Raw genomic sequence first — 17369 nt, 5'->3', positions numbered from 1 at the left:
AGTTTTTACATGTTCTCTGGATCCTTGTTCTTTGGCTTCACCACAGGCTTGTCCCTCATCATCGCCATTGGTGCGCAAAACGCTTTCGTCTTGCGCCAAGGAATCAGGAAAGAACATGTTTTCGTTACCGCGCTGGTGTGCTCGTTGTCAGACGCAATGCTGATTGCCGCCGGCGCCAGTGGCATGGGAGCACTGGTCGAGCGAGCGCCTTGGCTATTGATGATTGCGCGAATTGGCGGTTTCATCTTCTTGGCAGGCTACGCGATTTTTGCTTTCCGTCGGGCGTTGAAGCCCGAAGCGCTAAAGGTCTCTGCACTGCCTGTCGCAACATCGGTCGCTTCAATCGTCGGGACGACTTTGGCCCTCACCTGGCTGAACCCGCATGTGTATATCGATACGGTTCTGCTTCTGGGGTCAATGGCCACTTCCCAAGCCGCGGGCGCACCTAACTTCGCCATTGGTGCCATCCTTGCCAGCTTCACCTGGTTCTTCGCACTCGCCTATGGCGCGCGGTTCTTGGCCCCGCTCTTCGCAAAGCCGAAAGCGTGGCAAGTACTGGATATATCCATCGGTTTCGTCATGCTCATCTTCGCGAGCATGCTGATCCTTCCAGTCTTCACCAAGTAATCCACAGGCTAGAACGTTTATCCACAGTCTTTGTGCATAACTTTAATGAACAGTTGTTCACAAAGTTATCCACAAATGGGGACAAGTGGGGGATATTGAGTGGATTTCTTCAAAGCTACCAAGTCAAGTGCGCTTTCAAGGCTTGAAATCACATGCTTGTAAGTTATTAACACTGTGGATTTCTATTGTGGATAAGGCTTGGGTTCGCCATTTGCGCCGCGATTTGCCAGATTCGTTTAAACTTTCGAACCCAAAGTAATTAACAGACTTGGGGTTCGTATATGCACTATCTACAGGGGTGTTTAAAAGTTATCCACAGTTGGGGACAAAGCTGTGAGTATTGCGTGCTTGAAGTCGAATACCCTTGATTCCAAGGGGGAGCAGGGGTGTTAATAACCTTTATGCACAGAGAGTTACACGCTTGTAAGTTATTAACAGTGTGGATAAGCAGTGTGGATAAACGGTTCGTCGTTTTTTCGAATTACCCCAAGGGCCACTTCACGGCTTCGGTGGAAATGTAGACCGCGGCTAGCAACGCAATCGATAGGGCAGTGAGCAAAAGTATCTGCGTTCGCGCACGTTGTGGATTACTTCTCGGGATAAGCACGATGCAGCAGGCTCCGAGAATACCCAAAATCGCGCCGCCCAGGTGTCCCTGCCACGAGATACCGGAAATCACGAAGCCCAGAGCCACATTCAAGGCAAGGATGATTCCCATGGAGCGAAGTGCCTGCTTATTGGAGCGGAACACGACGAAAGTCGCGAGGAATAGTCCCGCCAATGCGCCTGAAGCTCCGAGCGTGGCGCTGAGCGGATCGCTCAGCAGGAGAACTCCCAGTGAGCCGCCAAAGGCACTGAGCAGGTATAGCCAGGTGAAGCGCAGCCGTCCCATTCGCGGCTCGAGCATGGTCCCGAAGATGTAGACACCGTACATGTTCATGGCCAGGTGCAGGAAGGAACTCGTGGAGTGGGCAAAGGCGCTGGTTATCAGGCGCCATGGCTCATAGGCAGCCAGAGCGGGGGCGAGTACAAGCTGATTAGTGAATCCGGGGATGATCCACTGCAGCAGATACACCAGCACGTTCAGGCCGATGAACGTGTACGTGACAACAGGGGCGCCGGAGCGGGCCCGGCCACCGAACTGGGTTTTCTGCTGTGGCAGGTTCTTATTGGCTTGCGCTACGCAGTCCACGCAGTGCACACCCACGGGTGCAGAGACTTGGCACTGCGGGCAGATCGGGCGCCCACAGCGGTTGCACGAAACATAGGACACCGTCTGCGGATGCCGAAAGCACGTAGGAGCAGCTTGGCCCTCTGGGGAAACCTGTCCGAAGGACATCGGTACCTGCCTTGCGTTGGGGGAGTAAGGATTAAATGCCCGAGGCCCCGGCAATGCCTGCTAGGAATCGCCGGAGCCTCGCGGTGGTGCGCCTGTGCTGTTACAGGGTCTCGATGTCGACCGAGTTGATGACGACGTCTTGCAGTGGCTTGTCACGGCCATCGGTAGCAACGGCGTTCAATGCGTCAACGACCTTGCGGGAATCTGCATCGACAACTTCACCGAAGATGGTGTGCTTGCCCTGCAGCCAGGTGGTAGGAACGGTGGTGATGAAGAACTGCGAACCGTTGGTTCCACGACCCATGCGGATACCCGCATTGGCCATAGCCAGCTTGTAAGGCTCGTTGAAGTTCAGTTCTGGGTGGATCTCATCATCGAACTGGTAGCCTGGGCCGCCGAAGCCCTGGCCCAGTGGGTCGCCACCCTGAATCATGAAATCGGAAATAATGCGGTGGAAGATGGTTCCGCTGTACAGCGGGGTGTTGGACTTCTTGTCACCGGATTCTGGGTGTACCCACTCCTGCTCACCGGTCGACAGGCCAACGAAGTTCTTTACGGTCTTCGGTGCGTGGTTGCCGAAGAGCTCGACAACGATATCGCCCAAAGTAGTGTGAATCGTGGCTTTATGAGTTGCGTTTGCGGTCATGCCCTCATTCTTCCATGATCTATGCTCGACCCGCTAAATACTGACGTACGCGTTGAGTGAAAATTTGGATGACTTTCAGGCTGCTGGTCCGCCTATGCTGGCTACTTGGCATGGAACTGCCTAGTCTTGAACTGTCGGTTAGTGTGAATTTTTCGGATCGGGAGCAATGCATGAGCAAGAAGAGCAAAGCAGGAAAAGTACTAGCCGTTGGCTTGATTGCGGGACTTGTCGCGGTGCTGGTTGCCGTGTGGAAAGCCTCGAAGCCTATTGAGGATCCATGGGAAAACGAGCCGCTTCCTGCACAGCCGCACCAGCCTGCTGAATCAAGGGAAGCAAGCGTGGAAGAAATCCGCGAAATCCTCGAAGATGACAAGTAGTCCTGGCTAGGCTTCAATTTTTGGTTGGGCTTGCCCTCGGATCACGAGGGCAAGCCCTACGAGTATCACCGCCAACCCGGCGTAGGTAGCGATAGAAACTACCTGGCCTAAGAACAATGCCGCCAGAATTGCTGCTCCGGGGATCTCAAGCAGAATCAGCGTCGAAACCGTCAGCGGACCGAGCACGCTGAGCAAGTGATTCATGGCGGTATGGCCGAAGATCTGGGCGCAAAGCGTCAGCAGAATGATCCCTATCCATCCTCGGGCGTCAAAACCCCAGATAGGGGTCCCAGTCACGAGGCACAGGATCAATAGCACGACGGCGGTAAACGCATAGCAGCTCGAGGCATATGTTGCAGTTCCCAAGGTCCTTCGTGCCACCGATCCGGCCAGCGTGTACACCGCGGCCAAGATGCCGCCGGCCAAGGCCAGCAGATCGCCAATGATGGCGTCCCGCCCCAGTCCCATATCGAAACCCGTGATGATGATGGCACCAAGCAGCGCAACGCCCATGCCAAGGAAAACCTGGGTCCGGTATTTGGTGCCGCGCAGAACCTGGTAAATCGCGATCCAGACACCTTGGATGCACACCAGCGCCGTACCGGCAGCCACACTGGTCAGCCGCATCGAATACATGAAGCATACGAAATGCAATGCAAGAGCCACGCCGGCAATCCCGGTGAAGAACCATTCCCGCCCGGTCATCTGCAGATAGGCTTTTGAATTTTTGCGCAGCGCCGGTGCGCTGAGCACAGCCGCGGCAGCGCCATTGCGCCAGAAGGCCATGGAGAGAACCGGGACACCCGGGAAGGCGGCGATTATGGGGCCGGATGCGGAAATACCGAGGATTCCGACCAGGGCAAGCAAGATGGTCACCAACCCAGATTACAGTTTCCGAACGCAGGGGCTTCATTCGTATGCCGAAGCCGGCGAAACCGGCGATTCCTTGGAAGAGCCAAAATATGCACAATTTGGCATATTCACTGCAAAACGCCATGTTTTCTGTCTATTTTACCGATTTTCTCCGCCAGTATGCAGCGATCAATGCGCCGGACAAGTTATGCCAAACAGAGAATACGGCACCCGGCAGCGCCGCCTCCGGCGAGAAGTATTGCTTCGCCAGCCCTCCGGCAAGACCCGAGTTCTGCATGCCGACTTCGATGGCAATCGTGCGCCGGGAATCCTCGGGAACCCGCAGGAGGATGCCGATGGCATATCCCAATGCCAGGCCCAGTGCGTTGTGCAAGACTACCGCCACCAAGACGAGCAGCCCGGCCGTCACGATTGTCTGCGCGCTGCCCGCGACGATGACCGTCACCACGAATGTAATGGCCAGCACCGACAGCCATGGCAGCGCACCGCTGATCTTGTCCACGAACCGATTGAACAGCATGCGCAGGAAGATGCCCAGCACCACCGGAATCAAGACGATCTGGACAACACTGATTGCCATGGATCCCGCATCGACCGGCATGTACTGGCCAGCGAGCCACAAGGCCAGCGCTGGAGTCAGCAAAGGTGCGAGCAAAGTCGACACCGAAGTCATGGCGACGGACAGAGCAACATTGCCGCGAGCCAAGTACGAAACCACGTTGGAAGCCGTGCCTCCGGGCGCGCAGCCAACCAGAATCAAGCCGGCTGCCAATGCCGGTTCAAGTTGCAGCATCGTGGCTACCAGCCAGCCCATCGAAGGCATGATGATGAACTGCGCTGCGACACCGCCCAGTACCGGCAAGGGATTCTTGAACACCAACGCGAAATCCGGCATGGTCAAGGTCAGCCCCATGCAGAACATGATCACCATCAGCAACGGATTGATCCAACTGGAAAGACCCAAGAACGCTTGGGGAATGAGCATTCCGCATAATCCGCCGAGCAATATCAGCACAGGGAAGAGCAGTACCGCAATGCGGGAGTTTCTTTCGGTTTCTTTGGCGTTCGCCTCGACGGTGAAAGGGCTGGGCTTTTCATTTGGCACCTAGGTAGTCTGCCACTAATGAGGTGCCGCCACAACGAGACAACTGAAGTTAATCCGTTGCCCTAGCCATATTAACTTGGGTGTCACTGGCAATCCTCATGCTGGAGACGTGAAGGTAGCAATTGTCGCTGAATCGTTCCTTCCCCATTTCAATGGGGTGACCAACTCAATCCTCAAGACCTTGGACCACCTGAGGCAAACGGGCCATGAAGCCGTCGTCATCACCCCCGCAGGCTCGCTGGCAGGGGAGTTGTCGGGCCACGGCGTGCCAAAGCTCTACCAGGGCTTCAAGATCCTCACGGTTCCTTCCATGCCGTTGGCCAGCTATCCTGAGGTGCGGGTCGCTACTACCAGCGTTAGCCGGCTGCGCAAGTTGCTGGCTCGAGAGAGAGCAGATGTCGTTCATCTGGCTAGCCCGTTCATCCTGGGCTGGCAGGCGCTGCGCGCCGCACAAGAGATGGACTTGCCCACGGTGGCGCTGTATCAGACCGAGGTTCCAAGCTACGCGGCACGCTATAAGATTCCATGGCTTACCCAAAGGCTCTGGGAGCACGTCAGAGCGATCCACACCGGTGCGGACCTGACGCTGGTGCCAAGTACGTTTTCCCACCAGCAGCTCGAATCCCTGGGCGTCCAGCGCCTGGCCATATCAGGCAGGGGAGTCGATACTGCCCAGTTCACGCCACGACGGCGCAGCGAGCACTTCAGACAGGCGGTCGCTCCGAATGACGAGGTGGTCATTGGCTATGTCGGCCGGCTGGCGGCAGAGAAGCAGGTTGCCGACCTGCAGGCCCTGGCGGACCTTGAGAATACCCGCCTGGTGATTGTCGGTTCCGGCCCGCTCGAGGACGAACTGCGCAGCCTGCTGCCCAATGCCCACTTCACCGGTTTCCTTTCAGGGGAGCGCTTGGGCGAGGTCATGGCCTCGATGGACATTTTCGTCCATCCTGGAGCCTCGGAGACCTTCTGCCAGACCATTCAGGAAGCGATGGCCTGCGGCGTGCCTGTGGTAGCCGTAGGACGTGGGGGACCGCTGGATCTGGTGGATTCCTCGCGCACCGGTTGGCTCTACCAGCCGGGGAATCTTGATGAACTGCGCAGCCGCGTCAGCGACTTGGCGTACGACGATGCAAAACGCCTGGCTTTTGCCAGCGCCGCGCTGAGCAGTGTCCAGGATCGTTCTTGGCACGGCATTGGCCAGCAGCTGCTTGGGCACTATGAGCAGGTCCGGATAGCCAGGATCCGGCACTAGCTGGACAGAAAAGTCTTTGAGATGCGCAAAAGACGGAAAGCTGCCGCTTTCCGCCTTTTGGCAAATGTGGAGCCTAGGAGAATCGAACTCCTGACATTCTGCTTGCAAAGCAGACGCTCTACCAACTGAGCTAAGGCCCCGTATTCAATTCTGAAGCTTCCGCCCCGTGATCAATTCAGCTGAACCAATCAAAAAGAATTAGCGGAAAGTTTTCACTTTCCGCCATTTTCTTTTGTGGAGCCTAGGAGAATCGAACTCCTGACATTCTGCTTGCAAAGCAGACGCTCTACCAACTGAGCTAAGGCCCCAAAAGCTTTAGGAAACTTTATCGGCTACCTGATGCCAGGTTTCCTTTGTTTCCGACGAAGCCTTCGCCTTCTTGACCAAGACTACTGCAGCAGTCGCGATCGATGCGAGAACCAGGAACTTTTTCATTGCTTCCTCTTTCCCTCCAGCAAGGTTTCCGTGGGCGTACCAAGACTTGAACTTGGGACCTCTTCGTTATCAGCGAAGCGCTCTAACCGCCTGAGCTATACGCCCTTGCTTTTGTTTTGTTCCCTTCGGAACGAAATAAAACTTTACCGGTGTTCCCCGAAAGATACAAATCGAGCCCGGGTGTCATGCATCACAGCATGAATCCCGGGCTCGACAAGGGTGTTCCTAGTCGTCGGTGAGGGTAACCCCGGCGCCGCCGACCAGCGAAGCTGCAATGTTGTACAGCACCGCGCCAAGCATGGAGACCACGGAAATCACCACAACGTTCACCACGGCGATGATTGTCGCGTAGGAAGCCACCTGGCCCAGCGACATGGTGTCGCGCAGGTCGAAGTTTCCGTCGGCGCCGATGGCGTCGCGCATCAGCTGGTTGAACGCATCAAAGGTTCCGGTCAAGTCCAGTACGGCCCAGATGCCTACGGCTGCAACCACGGTGATCACGCCGAAGGCGACCGAGAGCAGGAAGGCCAGCTTCAGCACCGAGAAGGGTTCCACCTTGGATACCAGCAGGCGGGCCTTGCGAACCTTGGCCTTGGGGGCTGGGCGAACCAGGCGTTCCTGGCCATTGGCTGGACGCTGCTGGCCGGTTGGGCGCTGGCCTGCAGGGCGCTGCGGTGATCCCGTTGGGCGCTGGCCTGCAGGGCGCTGCGGTGATCCCGTTGGGCGCTGGCCTGCTGGACGCGACTGTCCTGCCGTTGGTCGTGCACCGGCGCTAGCCGGGCGGGAGCCTGTACCGGTCGGAGCCGGACGCTTTACCTGGGTAGGTCGCGGCGCTGCGCTCTTCGGGGCACCGCCGCTGGGGCGTGGCGTCGAGGGCGTGCTCATGCGTTACCTCCGTTAGTGTTGTCTTCGTTTTCGGCGCCGGAATCAGTTTCTGGCGCAGCCGATGACTCGTCGATCGTGTTTTCTGCGTCCAACGTTACGGCATTTTCCTCCGAGTTCTCCTCGAGCCCGGTCTCAGAGTTCTTGGCAACGGCGAGGATGCGGTCCTTCTTGTCCGGCTTGGCGAAGATGACGCCCATCGTGTCGCGGCCCTTGGAGGGAACCTGCGAAACTGCGGAGCGGACCACCTTGCCCGAGCCCATCACCACCAAGACCTCATCGGTCTCGTCGACGATCAGCGCGCCAACCAGCTCGCCGCGTTCCTCATTGAGCTTGGCCACCTTAATGCCCAAGCCACCACGGGATTGCACGCGGTATTCCTCGACCGTTGTGCGCTTTGCGTAGCCTTCGTTGGTCACGGTGAACACGAAGGATCCCTCGCGGACCACATCGGCTGCCAGCAGCTCATCGCCGTCGCGGAACTTCATGCCGGTGACGCCGGACGTGGCGCGGCCCATCGGGCGCAGGGCGGTATCGGTGGCGGTGAAGCGGACCGACTGGCCCAGGCGTGAGACCAGCATCACGTCATCGGATTCGCTGACCAGCTGCGCGGAGACCAGTTCATCGCCCTCGCGCAGGTTGATCGCGATGACGCCTGCGGTGCGGTTGGTGTCGTAGTCCTCCAGTCGGGTCTTCTTCACCAGGCCGTTGCGGGTAGCCAGCATCAGGTAGGCGGCATCCTGGTAGGTGCGCAGATCCAGCACCTGGGCGATGTGCTCATCGGGCTGGAAGGCCATCACGTTGGCCACGTGCTGGCCCTTGGCGTCGCGGCCGGCTTCGGCCAGCTCGTAGCACTTGGTGCGGTAGACCCGGCCGTGGTTGGTGAAGAACAGCAGCCAGTTGTGGGTCGAGGTGACGAAGAAGTGTTCCACCACGTCGTCGCCGCGCAGGTTCGCGCCCTTGATGCCCTTGCCGCCGCGGGCCTGCGATCGGTAGTTGTCGATGCGGGTGCGCTTGACGTAGCCGCCGCGGGTAATGGTGACGACCATTTCCTCTTCCGGGATCAGGTCTTCGACGCTCATGTCGCCGTCGTAGCCCATCAGCACCTTGGTGCGGCGGTCGTCGCCGTGCTTGTCGACAATTTCCTGCAGCTCTTCGGAGACGATCTCGCGCTGGCGGGCTGGGGAAGCGATGATTGCCTGGAATTCGGCGATCATGCGCTCGAGCTCGGCGTGGCGGTCCTGGATCTTCTGGCGCTCTAGAGCGGCCAGGCGGCGCAGCTGCATGTCCAGGATGGCGCGGGCCTGGTCCTCGTCGATGCTCAGCAGTTCCATCAGGCCATCGCGGGCGGCCTCGGTGGTGGCCGAGCGGCGGATCAGCGCGATGACCTCGTCCAGGGCGTCCAGTGCCTTGAGCAGGCCACGCAGGATGTGGGCTTCTTCTTCGGCCTTCTTCAAGCGGTATTCGGTGCGGCGGACGATCACTTCGATCTGGTGGGTGACCCAGTGGCGGATGAATCCGTCCAGCGGCAGGGTGCGCGGCACCCCGTCGACGATCGCCAGCATGTTGGCGGAGAAGTTCGACTGCAGCTCGGTGTGCTTGTACAGGTTGTTCAGCACCACCTTGGCCACGGCGTCGCGCTTGAGCACGATGACCAGGCGCTGGCCGGTGCGGCCGGAGGTCTCATCGCGCATGTCGGCGATGCCGGAAATCTTGCCGTCACGCACCAGCTCGGCGATCTTCACCGCGAGGTTGTCCGGGTTGGCCATGTACGGCAGCTCGGTGACCACCAGGCAGGTGCGTCCCTGGATTTCCTCGACGTTGACCACGGCGCGCATGGTGATCGAGCCGCGGCCGGTGCGGTAGGCGTCGGCGATGCCCTTGGTGCCCAGGATCATCGCGCCGGACGGGAAGTCCGGGCCCTTCACGCGCAGCATCAGCTCGGCGAGCAGCTCTTCGCGGGAGACGTCAGGGTTCTTCAGGTACCACTGCACGCCCTCGGCGACCTCGCGCAGGTTGTGCGGGGGGATGTTGGTGGCCATGCCCACGGCGATGCCGGAGGAGCCGTTGACCAGCAGGTTCGGGAAGCGGGCCGGCAGGACCGTGGGTTCCTGGTTCTTGCCGTCGTAGTTGTCCTGGAAATCAACGGTGTTCTCGTTGATATCGCGAACCATTTCCATGGCCAGCGGGGCCATCTTGGTTTCGGTGTAACGCTGGGCGGCGGCGCCGTCGTTGCCCGGCGAGCCGAAGTTGCCCTGGCCCAGGGCCAGCGGGTAGCGCATGACCCAGTCCTGGATCAGGCGCACCAGCGCATCGTAGATCGCGGTGTCGCCGTGCGGGTGGTACTGGCCCATGACTTCGCCGACCACGCGGGCGCACTTGTTGTAGGCGCGCTCCGGGCGGTAGCCGCCGTCGTACATCGCGTAGATCACGCGGCGGTGCACCGGCTTCAGTCCGTCGCGCACATCCGGCAGCGCACGGCCGACGATGACTGCCATGGCGTAGTCAAGGTAGGACCGCTGCATTTCGGTCTGCAGGTCGATCTGGTCGATGCGGCCGCCGTCGTGGACCGCATCGATGATCTCGCCGTCCATTGGCGCGTCCTGTGGGGTTTGCTCGTCGCTCAATTTCTTCCCTTACAAGTCAAAAAATCTTCGGTGGATATCTGTGGTGGCTGCGGCCGGCTAGATATCCAGGAAGCGCACGTCCTTGGCGTTCTGCTGGATGAAGTTTCGCCGGGACTCGACATCCTCGCCCATCAGCACGGAGAAGACTTCGTCAGCGGCTGCCGCGTCGTCCATGGTGACCTGGCGCAGCGTGCGGTGCTCCGGATCCATGGTGGTGTCCCACAGTTCCGAATAGTCCATCTCGCCCAGGCCTTTGTAGCGCTGGATACCGTTGTCCTTGGGCAGGCGCTTGTTGGCGGCTTGGCCGGCGAGCAGCGCCGCGTCGCGTTCCTTGTCGGAGAAGACGTAGTCGTGGGCGGCGTTGGACCACTTGATGCGGTACAGCGGAGGGGCCGCCAGGTAGACGTAGCCGTGCTCGATCAGCGGGCGCATGAAGCGGAAGATCAGGGTCAGCAGCAACGTGGTGATGTGCTGGCCATCCACGTCGGCGTCGGCCATCAGCACGATCTTGTGGTAGCGCAGCTTGGCCATGTCGAATTCTTCGCCGATGCCGGTGCCGAAGGCGGTGATCATCGCCTGCACTTCGGCGTTGCCCAGCGCGCGGTCCAGGCGGGCGCGCTCCACGTTCAGGATCTTGCCGCGCAGCGGCAGGATGGCCTGGGTGTGCGGGTCGCGGCCGCGCTTGGCGGAGCCGCCTGCGGAGTCGCCCTCCACGATGAACACTTCGCACTCGGAAGGGTTCTTCGAGGAGCAGTCCGAGAGCTTGCCAGGCATGCCGAAGGATTCCATCGGGGACTTGCGGCGGGCGTTGTCGCGGGCCTTGCGGGCGGCCAGGCGCGCCTGCGACGCCAGCTGGGCCTTGCGGATGATGTCGCGGGCCACGTTCGGGTTGCGCTCGAACCAGTCGCCCAGCTCCTCGTTGACCACGCCCTGGACGAAGCCGCGGGCGATCGAGTTGCCCAGCTTGGTCTTGGTCTGGCCTTCGAACTGGGGCTCGGAGAGCTTGACCGAGATGACTGCGGTCAAGCCTTCGCGGGCATCTTCGCCGGTGAGGTTGTCATCCTTCTCGCGCAGGATCTTGTTATCGCGCGCGTAGCGGTTGAGCAGGCCGGTCAGTGCGGCGCGGAAGCCCTCTTCGTGGGTGCCGCCTTCATGGGTGTTGATGGTGTTCGCGTAGGTGTGCACGGATTCGGCGTAGGCGCTGGTCCACTGCATCGCGATTTCCAGGCTGATGCCTCGTGCTGCATCTTCGGATTCGAAGGCGATAACCTCGTCGTGGACCAGCTCGATCTTCTTCGCCGCGTTCAGGTGCTTGACGTAGTCCAGCAGGCCGTCCTTATACAGGTAGTCCACGGTGCGCGGCTTGACTACTTGGTTTTCGATTTCTTCTGCGACTTCGGCCTCAGGCTCTTCGATCTCCTGGACGCGCTCGTCGGTGAGAGTGATGCGCAGGCCCTTGTTCAGGAAGGCCATCTGCTGGAAGCGGGCGCGCAACGTCTCGAAATCGAACTCGGTGGTCTCGAAGATTTCCGGATCCGGGTAGAAGGTCTGGCTGGTGCCGGTCAGCTCGGTTTCCTCGCCCTTGGTCAGCTCCTGGACGGTGTGGCCGCCATTGGCGAAACCGATGCGCCATGCGTGGCCCTGGCGGCGCACGATGGTGTTGACCTTCTCGGACAGCGCGTTCACCACGGAGATGCCCACGCCGTGCAGGCCGCCGGAGACCGCGTAGCCGCCGCCGCCGAATTTGCCGCCGGCATGCAGGATGGTCATGACGACCTCGACGGTTGGCTTGCCCTCGGTGGGGTGGATGTCTACCGGAATGCCGCGGCCGTTGTCCTCGCAGCGTACGCCGCCATCGGCCTGCAGCGTGACGTTGATGGTGTCGCAGTAGCCTGCCAGCGCCTCATCGACGGAGTTGTCGACGACTTCGTAGACCAAATGGTGCAGGCCTCGCGGGCCGGTGGAACCGATGTACATGCCCGGGCGTTTGCGTACCGCTTCGAGTCCTTCGAGGACGGTAATATCCTGGGCGCCATATGTGTGTTCGACTTTGGAAGTCATCGATTCCGCGGGAGCCTGGCTTTCAGCCGGTTCCTGCGGTGAAGCATTTTCGGTAGACACGGGTGCTACGAACTCCTCGAATTTAGCGCGCGATGGCCCTCTGCGACGGATTCTACGCGTCGGGCAATCATGGTCTGGAGGGACTCCGGCGCGGGCCTTGCCCGCAACGGAGTCAATTCACTACCTCTAATTCTACCGCGTAGACCAAAATAAACGGTGACTTTGAGTCCTAAATCGCCCACCAAAAGCTGGTAATTGACGTTCTGAGGCAGTTGTGGCGATCAAGTGAGGGGGGATCCAGCCTCCGGGTCCGTGAGTGCGCCATATGCCATGCCAGCAATCTCTATCCGTAGGTGTCGCGAGGCCCCCGTCCGGCCACCGAACGCATGCCGTGGCGCCAGGAGGGAGCGTTGGGACCCAGCACCTTGAGCACGGTGACGATCCCGGGCCCCAGCTCGGCATCGAATTTCTTCAGGATGTCGTGGGTGAGCAGGCGCATCTGTGCTGCTCGCGCTGTCGTATCACAGCGCATCACCACCACGGTGTCCTCGAAGGATTCAGGTTTGCAGTGCTTCGCGTTCTCCACGCCGATGATGTCCTCCCAGCGTCCGAGCACCGAGCCGACAGCGACCTGGGTGTTCCAGCCGCGCGACTTAGACAGCCGGGAGACCACTTCGCCAATGGCGCGCGGGTCGCGAACCGCTCCTTCGGCAGATTCCGGCCTTTCCTCGGCGAATCCGCGGCGGGCGGCCTTGCGCTTGCGCACCCTTTCCATGCGGGCGGCATCGATGCGCCGCTCGCCGCGTTCTTCGGCGAGCTTGCGCATGCGGTTGAGCAGCGCCTTGGCCGCATCGATCTCTGGATCGAAGCGGTGTTCATCTCGTTCCGATGGCTCATGCATCGACAACCTGGCCAGGGGAAACCTGGAAGAAATGTCCCTTCAGCACTTCGGGGACATCTTCCACAACTGCGGCGGTCACCAGCACCTGCTCGGCTCCGGCAACGATGTGCGCCAAGCGATCACGGCGGGTGGTGTCGAGCTCGGCAAAGACATCATCCAGGATCAGGATGGGGCCTGATCCTGGACGCGGATCGTCATCGCCGAAAACACGGTAGGCGGCCAGGCGCAAGGCCAAGGCAAAGGACCAGGTTTCCCCGTGCGATGCATAGCCCTTGGCAGGAGTTGGACCCAGGATCAGGGTCAGATCGTCGCGGTGCGGTCCGAACAGCGAAATTCCGCGGTCGACTTCACGGCTGCGATTCGCTTCGATGGCGTTCAGCAGCAGTTCCTGGATCTCTTCTTGCTCCACGGACTCAAGATCATCCGCCGGCAGGCTGTTCTCATCGAGTTCGCCCTCAAGCGAGGAACGGTAGATGGCGCGCGCTTCCTTGGCGCCATCTGCCAGATCTGCGTAGGCAGCCTGCATGTACGGGCGGATCAAGGCCAAGACGTCCAGGCGTCCGCGCATCAGCCGAGCGCCGGCCAATGCCAGTTGCAGATCCCAGGCCTTGAGCGTGTTCTCCTGCGAGGGGCTCAGCGTGGACTTGCCGCGAATGGACTTGAGCAGGGCATTGCGCTGCTTCACGATGCGTTCGTAGTCGTTCTTGGTGCCGGCCTCCACCGGGCGCAGGGTTACCAGAAGCTCGTCCAGGAACTTGCGGCGGTTGGACGGATCGCCCTTGATTAGAGCCAAGTCCTCGGGGGCGAAGAGTACAGTGCGCACCATGCCAAGGATCTCCCGTGCGCGAACCGGGTTAGCCCGGTTGATGCGCGCCCGGTTGACCTTGCCGCTGGTGATCTCGACCTCGAGCACCGTGGTCTGCGGACCACGATGCACGGTGCCCCTGATTAGCGCGCGCTCGGAACCGAAATTCAGCAGGGGCGCGTCATTGCTGACTCTATGCGACGAAAGGTTGGCCAGATAGCCGATGGACTCAACGATATTGGTCTTGCCGACCCCGTTGGGGCCGATCAAGACGTTGATCCCCGGGGCTAGGTGCACGTCGGCCTGCGCATACGAGCGGAAGCTCGTGAGTGAAAGCTGCGAGATATACACCGAGGTCCTGACAGAAACGAGGTGGCTGATGGACGGAGCCATCGACCACGAATTGGCTTAGTTCGAGTTTGGCAATCGAACCGGCATCACGAGGTAGCGATACTGGTCCTGGTCTTCCTCATCCAGCTTCTTCTGTCCGGTCAGCATGGCCGGTTTCGGCGCACTGGTGAAGGAGAAGCGCACGAAATCGGTGTTGAAGGAGTTCAGGCCCTCGGACAGGAAAGTCGGGTTGAAGGCAACCACGATGTCTTCGCCGCGAAGCGAGGCAACAATGGCTTCTTCAGCTTGCGCGTCTTCGCCGGTGCCAGCATCCAAGGTCAGCTGGCCATCAGTGAAGGCCATGCGAACTGGGGTATTGCGTTCGGCGACTACCGATACGCGGCGTACAGCCTCCATCAGCTCGCTGGTGCGGACGGTTGCATGAATTGGCGTATCGCTCGGGAACAGCGAGCGGATCTTCGGGTATTCGCCGTTGATCAGCAGCGAGGTGGTCCGGCGGTTGGAGCTTTCGAAGCCAACCATCTCACCGTTCTCGCTCATGGCAAGCTTCAGTTCGCCGGAGCTCGAGAGAGTCTTGGCAACTTCGCTGAGCGTCTTCGCCTTGATCAGGAAGGAAGTCGAGATTTCTGCCTGGATCGGGGTCCAGTTGAGTTCACGCAGAGCCAGACGGTAGCGGTCCGTGGCCAAGAAGGTGATCAGGTCATTTTCGATCTCAACCTTGATGCCAGTGAGTACCGGCAAGGTGTCGTCTTTGGAAGCGGCGACAATAACCTGCGAAACAGCCTCGGAGAATGCCTGGCCATCGATGGTGCCGGCGATAGCTGGGAGTTCAGGCAGGGTTGGGTATTCGTCTACCGGCATGGTGGCCAAGTGGAATCGTGAACGGCCGCAGGTCAGCGAGATTTTCGATCCATCGGTTTCCAGGGTGACGGTGGAGTTGGGCAGAGAGCGGGTAATTTCTGCCAAGAGCTTGCCGGATACCAGGATCGAGCCCTGCTCGGAAATATCTGCAGGGATCTCGATATGCGAGGAAATCTCATAGTCGAATCCCTCGAGGCGGACAAGGCCTTCGTGGGTCGAGATGAGGATGCCTGCCAAAACAGGTGATGGTGGTCGCTGCGCCAGGGACCGGGCAGTCCAGGATACGGCGTCCGCCAATACATCCTTTTCAACGCTGAACTTCACGAAAAATCCGCCTTTCGGAACCCATAAGTCTTAAGTCAGGCCAAGAAGGTAGTTCCCTCGCCAAGTTCTTAAGCATAGAGCAGGTAGTTGCACGTTCTATCCATCTAATCTTGCCACGCCCTGATAGCGCAACGTCAGCTCAGTGAACGGAGTGTGGACGATGCAACAAAAAATCTGTTCTGCACAAGTTTTGGCTCGAGGGTGAACAGTGGACTCGTTATTTGGAGGATTAAGCATTTAAAGGAGAAGTGTTAATAACCCTTGTGGATACTGTGGATAAGGCCCATTCCCCCAGATTTTCCGCCAATTGTGCATGTGAACAATCTGTGGTTGAACGTGAGACTCGGTTCCACCAACTTGTTGATACTCAGTTTCACGATTTTTAACGTCCACATGGTTCGTGAACTTATCCGCAATCCTTCACCAGATGATCCACAGTTTTATCCACACCTGTGATTTCTCTGCTTCAGAGCTCCCGCTGGCTCTGCTTAATTCTGTTTGTCAGCTCGGTGACCTGATTAAATATCGCTCGTCGTTCAGCCATCAGTTCGCGGATTTTGCGATCGGCGTGAATCACGGTGGTGTGGTCGCGGCCGCCCAGTTCTGCACCAATCTTCGGCAATGACATGTCGGTCAGCTCACGCAGCAAGTACATGGCGATCTGGCGTGCGGTAACCAAAGTACGAGTACGGGATTTGCTATTCAGCTCGTCAATGCTCAGCCCGAAGTACTCAGCGGTCTGCTTGATGATGGTCGACGGCGTAATTTCTTGTGCGCCGTCTTCGCTGATCAAGTCCTTGAGCACGGTTTCGGCCAAGGCCAGGTCCACCGGCTGGTTATTCAGCGACGCGAAAGCGGTGACGCGGATCAGCGCACCTTCGAGCTCGCGGATGTTCGTGGAAATGCGTGAAGCGATGTACTCCATGACGTCGCTTGGCGCCGAAAGGTTCTCGGCGTCCGCCTTCTTACGCAGAATTGCGATACGGGTCTCGAGCTCTGGCGGCTGGATATCGGTCAGCAGGCCCCACTCGAAGCGCGAACGCATGCGATCTTCGAAGCCCTGCAGCTGCTTGGGAGGAAGATCCGAGGTGATGACCACCTGCTTGTTGTGGTTATGCAACGCATTGAAGGTGTGGAAGAACTCTTCCTGGGTAGCATCCTTGTTGGCCAAGAACTGGATGTCGTCAATGAGCAGAATATCGACGTTGCGGTACGTCTGCTTGAAGCTTGCACCCTCGTCGTCGCGGATCGAGTTGATGAAATCGTTGGTGAACTCTTCAGAATTCACGTAGCGCACGCGGATGCCTTTGTAGAGATGGCGTGCGTAGTGCCCGATGGCGTGCAGCAGGTGGGTCTTGCCCAGACCGGAATCGCCGTAGATGAACAGCGGGTTGTAGGCCTTGGCCGGCGCTTCGGCAACAGCGACGGCTGCCGCATGTGCAAAGCGGTTCGACGAACCGATCACGAAGGTATCGAAGATGTACTTCGGGTTCAGGCGGCCGAACTCCTGAGAGTTCGATGGCGGAGTCGGCTGCGGTGCCGGCTGTGGGCGAGGACCAGGAGTCTCGACAACCGCCGGCGCGGACGGCGCAGCAGGCTTGGCCTCAGGCTCCTCTTCTTCCAGCTCATCCGACAGCGAGAGATCAACGCTGACGGCGCAGCGGATATCATCCTGGAATACTTCCCGCAATGCGTCATCCAGCGGCTCGCGCAACTGGGTCTGCAGAATATCGCGCGTGAGGTCGTTGGGCACCGCAACCAAGAGCGTAGTGCCGATGAGACCTTGCGGTTTAGCCAGCGATACGAAGGCGCGGTAACGCGCCTTGACCCGGTCATCATCTTCGATCTTCCGGATGACTTGGCGCCAAGAGCTACCAATACTATTGGTCTCGTCGCTGCTCAC

Annotated in this window: 16 protein-coding genes and 3 tRNA genes; 4 read left to right on the top strand and 15 right to left on the bottom strand. The window is 59.4% G+C overall.

The window, feature by feature from the left end; genetic code table 11:
• Nucleotides 1-9 precede the first annotated feature (9 nt).
• Complete coding sequence (locus ACLQ8T_RS00095) at nucleotides 10-627, top strand: LysE/ArgO family amino acid transporter (RefSeq protein ID WP_413455319.1); 618 nt, start codon at nucleotides 10-12, stop codon at nucleotides 625-627.
• Between the two features lie 481 nt (nucleotides 628-1108).
• Here ACLQ8T_RS00095 and ACLQ8T_RS00090 read toward each other — a convergent pair whose 3' ends face one another.
• Together ACLQ8T_RS00090 and ACLQ8T_RS00085 are read right to left on the bottom strand one after the other, a co-directional pair.
• Nucleotides 1109-1819, bottom strand: a complete 711-nt coding sequence (locus tag ACLQ8T_RS00090; protein ID WP_052253938.1) for a rhomboid family intramembrane serine protease — start codon at nucleotides 1817-1819, stop codon at nucleotides 1109-1111.
• A 247-nt stretch (nucleotides 1820-2066) separates the two neighbouring features.
• Nucleotides 2067-2612 (bottom strand): peptidylprolyl isomerase, encoded by a 546-nt coding sequence (locus tag ACLQ8T_RS00085; RefSeq protein WP_413455318.1) that lies wholly within the window; start codon nucleotides 2610-2612, stop codon nucleotides 2067-2069.
• Nucleotides 2613-2782: 170 nt separating this feature from the next.
• Here ACLQ8T_RS00085 and ACLQ8T_RS00080 point away from each other — a divergent pair, with 170 nt between their 5' ends.
• Entirely contained in the window at nucleotides 2783-2989 is a 207-nt protein-coding gene (locus ACLQ8T_RS00080; protein ID WP_128470857.1) for a hypothetical protein, read from the top strand.
• A gap of 6 nt (nucleotides 2990-2995) precedes the next feature.
• Here ACLQ8T_RS00080 and ACLQ8T_RS00075 read toward each other — a convergent pair whose 3' ends face one another.
• Together ACLQ8T_RS00075 and ACLQ8T_RS00070 are read right to left on the bottom strand one after the other, a co-directional pair.
• Nucleotides 2996-3865, bottom strand: a complete 870-nt coding sequence (locus tag ACLQ8T_RS00075) for a DMT family transporter (protein WP_204723184.1) — start codon at nucleotides 3863-3865, stop codon at nucleotides 2996-2998.
• A gap of 130 nt (nucleotides 3866-3995) precedes the next feature.
• Nucleotides 3996-4775: a bile acid:sodium symporter family protein gene (locus ACLQ8T_RS00070; protein ID WP_413455317.1), complete on the bottom strand. Its 780-nt coding sequence runs from the start codon at nucleotides 4773-4775 to the stop codon at nucleotides 3996-3998.
• Between ACLQ8T_RS00070 and ACLQ8T_RS00065 the strand changes: the two genes are divergently transcribed.
• Nucleotides 4732-4971 carry a hypothetical protein gene (locus ACLQ8T_RS00065; protein WP_413456432.1) on the top strand — a complete coding sequence of 80 codons (240 nt, stop codon included), beginning with the start codon at nucleotides 4732-4734 and terminating at the stop codon, nucleotides 4969-4971. The genes ACLQ8T_RS00070 and ACLQ8T_RS00065 overlap by 44 nt on opposite strands.
• A gap of 105 nt (nucleotides 4972-5076) precedes the next feature.
• Complete coding sequence (locus tag ACLQ8T_RS00060) at nucleotides 5077-6219, top strand: glycosyltransferase (RefSeq protein ID WP_204719779.1); 1143 nt, start codon at nucleotides 5077-5079, stop codon at nucleotides 6217-6219.
• Nucleotides 6220-6286: 67 nt separating this feature from the next.
• On the opposite strand, the gene ACLQ8T_RS00055 is transcribed toward ACLQ8T_RS00060, so the two are convergent.
• From ACLQ8T_RS00055 to dnaA, 11 genes are all read right to left on the bottom strand, one after another.
• Nucleotides 6287-6359, bottom strand: a tRNA-Ala gene (locus ACLQ8T_RS00055).
• 95 nt (nucleotides 6360-6454) lie between these two features.
• Nucleotides 6455-6527: transfer RNA gene (locus tag ACLQ8T_RS00050), tRNA-Ala, on the bottom strand.
• 7 nt (nucleotides 6528-6534) lie between these two features.
• Nucleotides 6535-6654, bottom strand: coding sequence for a DLW-39 family protein (locus tag ACLQ8T_RS00045; RefSeq protein WP_211286071.1), 120 nt, complete (start codon nucleotides 6652-6654; stop codon nucleotides 6535-6537).
• 31 nt (nucleotides 6655-6685) lie between these two features.
• A tRNA-Ile gene (locus ACLQ8T_RS00040) sits at nucleotides 6686-6759 on the bottom strand.
• Nucleotides 6760-6879: 120 nt separating this feature from the next.
• A complete protein-coding gene (locus ACLQ8T_RS00035) occupies nucleotides 6880-7539 on the bottom strand; it encodes a DUF3566 domain-containing protein (protein WP_413455316.1) in 660 nt (219 codons plus the stop codon).
• Nucleotides 7536-10163 (bottom strand): DNA gyrase subunit A, encoded by a 2628-nt coding sequence (gene gyrA / locus ACLQ8T_RS00030; protein WP_204719775.1) that lies wholly within the window; start codon nucleotides 10161-10163, stop codon nucleotides 7536-7538. The genes ACLQ8T_RS00035 and gyrA overlap by 4 nt, the downstream gene beginning before the upstream one ends.
• Before the next feature lie 57 nt (nucleotides 10164-10220).
• Nucleotides 10221-12224: a DNA topoisomerase (ATP-hydrolyzing) subunit B gene (gene gyrB, locus ACLQ8T_RS00025; RefSeq protein WP_204723183.1), complete on the bottom strand. Its 2004-nt coding sequence runs from the start codon at nucleotides 12222-12224 to the stop codon at nucleotides 10221-10223.
• A 343-nt stretch (nucleotides 12225-12567) separates the two neighbouring features.
• Nucleotides 12568-13125 carry a DUF721 domain-containing protein gene (locus ACLQ8T_RS00020; protein WP_038992736.1) on the bottom strand — a complete coding sequence of 186 codons (558 nt, stop codon included), beginning with the start codon at nucleotides 13123-13125 and terminating at the stop codon, nucleotides 12568-12570.
• Entirely contained in the window at nucleotides 13118-14281 is a 1164-nt protein-coding gene (gene recF, locus ACLQ8T_RS00015) for a DNA replication/repair protein RecF (protein ID WP_204719773.1), read from the bottom strand. Before recF ends, ACLQ8T_RS00020 begins: the two co-directional genes overlap by 8 nt.
• Nucleotides 14282-14338: 57 nt before the next feature.
• On the bottom strand, nucleotides 14339-15466 hold the full coding sequence (gene dnaN / locus ACLQ8T_RS00010) for a DNA polymerase III subunit beta (protein ID WP_128470864.1): 1128 nt from the start codon (nucleotides 15464-15466) through the stop codon (nucleotides 14339-14341).
• Nucleotides 15467-15932: 466 nt separating this feature from the next.
• Nucleotides 15933-17369, bottom strand: coding sequence for a chromosomal replication initiator protein DnaA (dnaA, locus tag ACLQ8T_RS00005; protein WP_128470865.1), 1437 nt, complete (start codon nucleotides 17367-17369; stop codon nucleotides 15933-15935).

The organism is Glutamicibacter sp. FR1 (assembly GCF_047300825.1).
GTDB classification, from domain to species: domain Bacteria; phylum Actinomycetota; class Actinomycetes; order Actinomycetales; family Micrococcaceae; genus Glutamicibacter; species Glutamicibacter nicotianae.
Note: the sequence above shows the minus strand (reverse complement) of the source record. Positions and strands in the feature narration are given on the sequence as shown.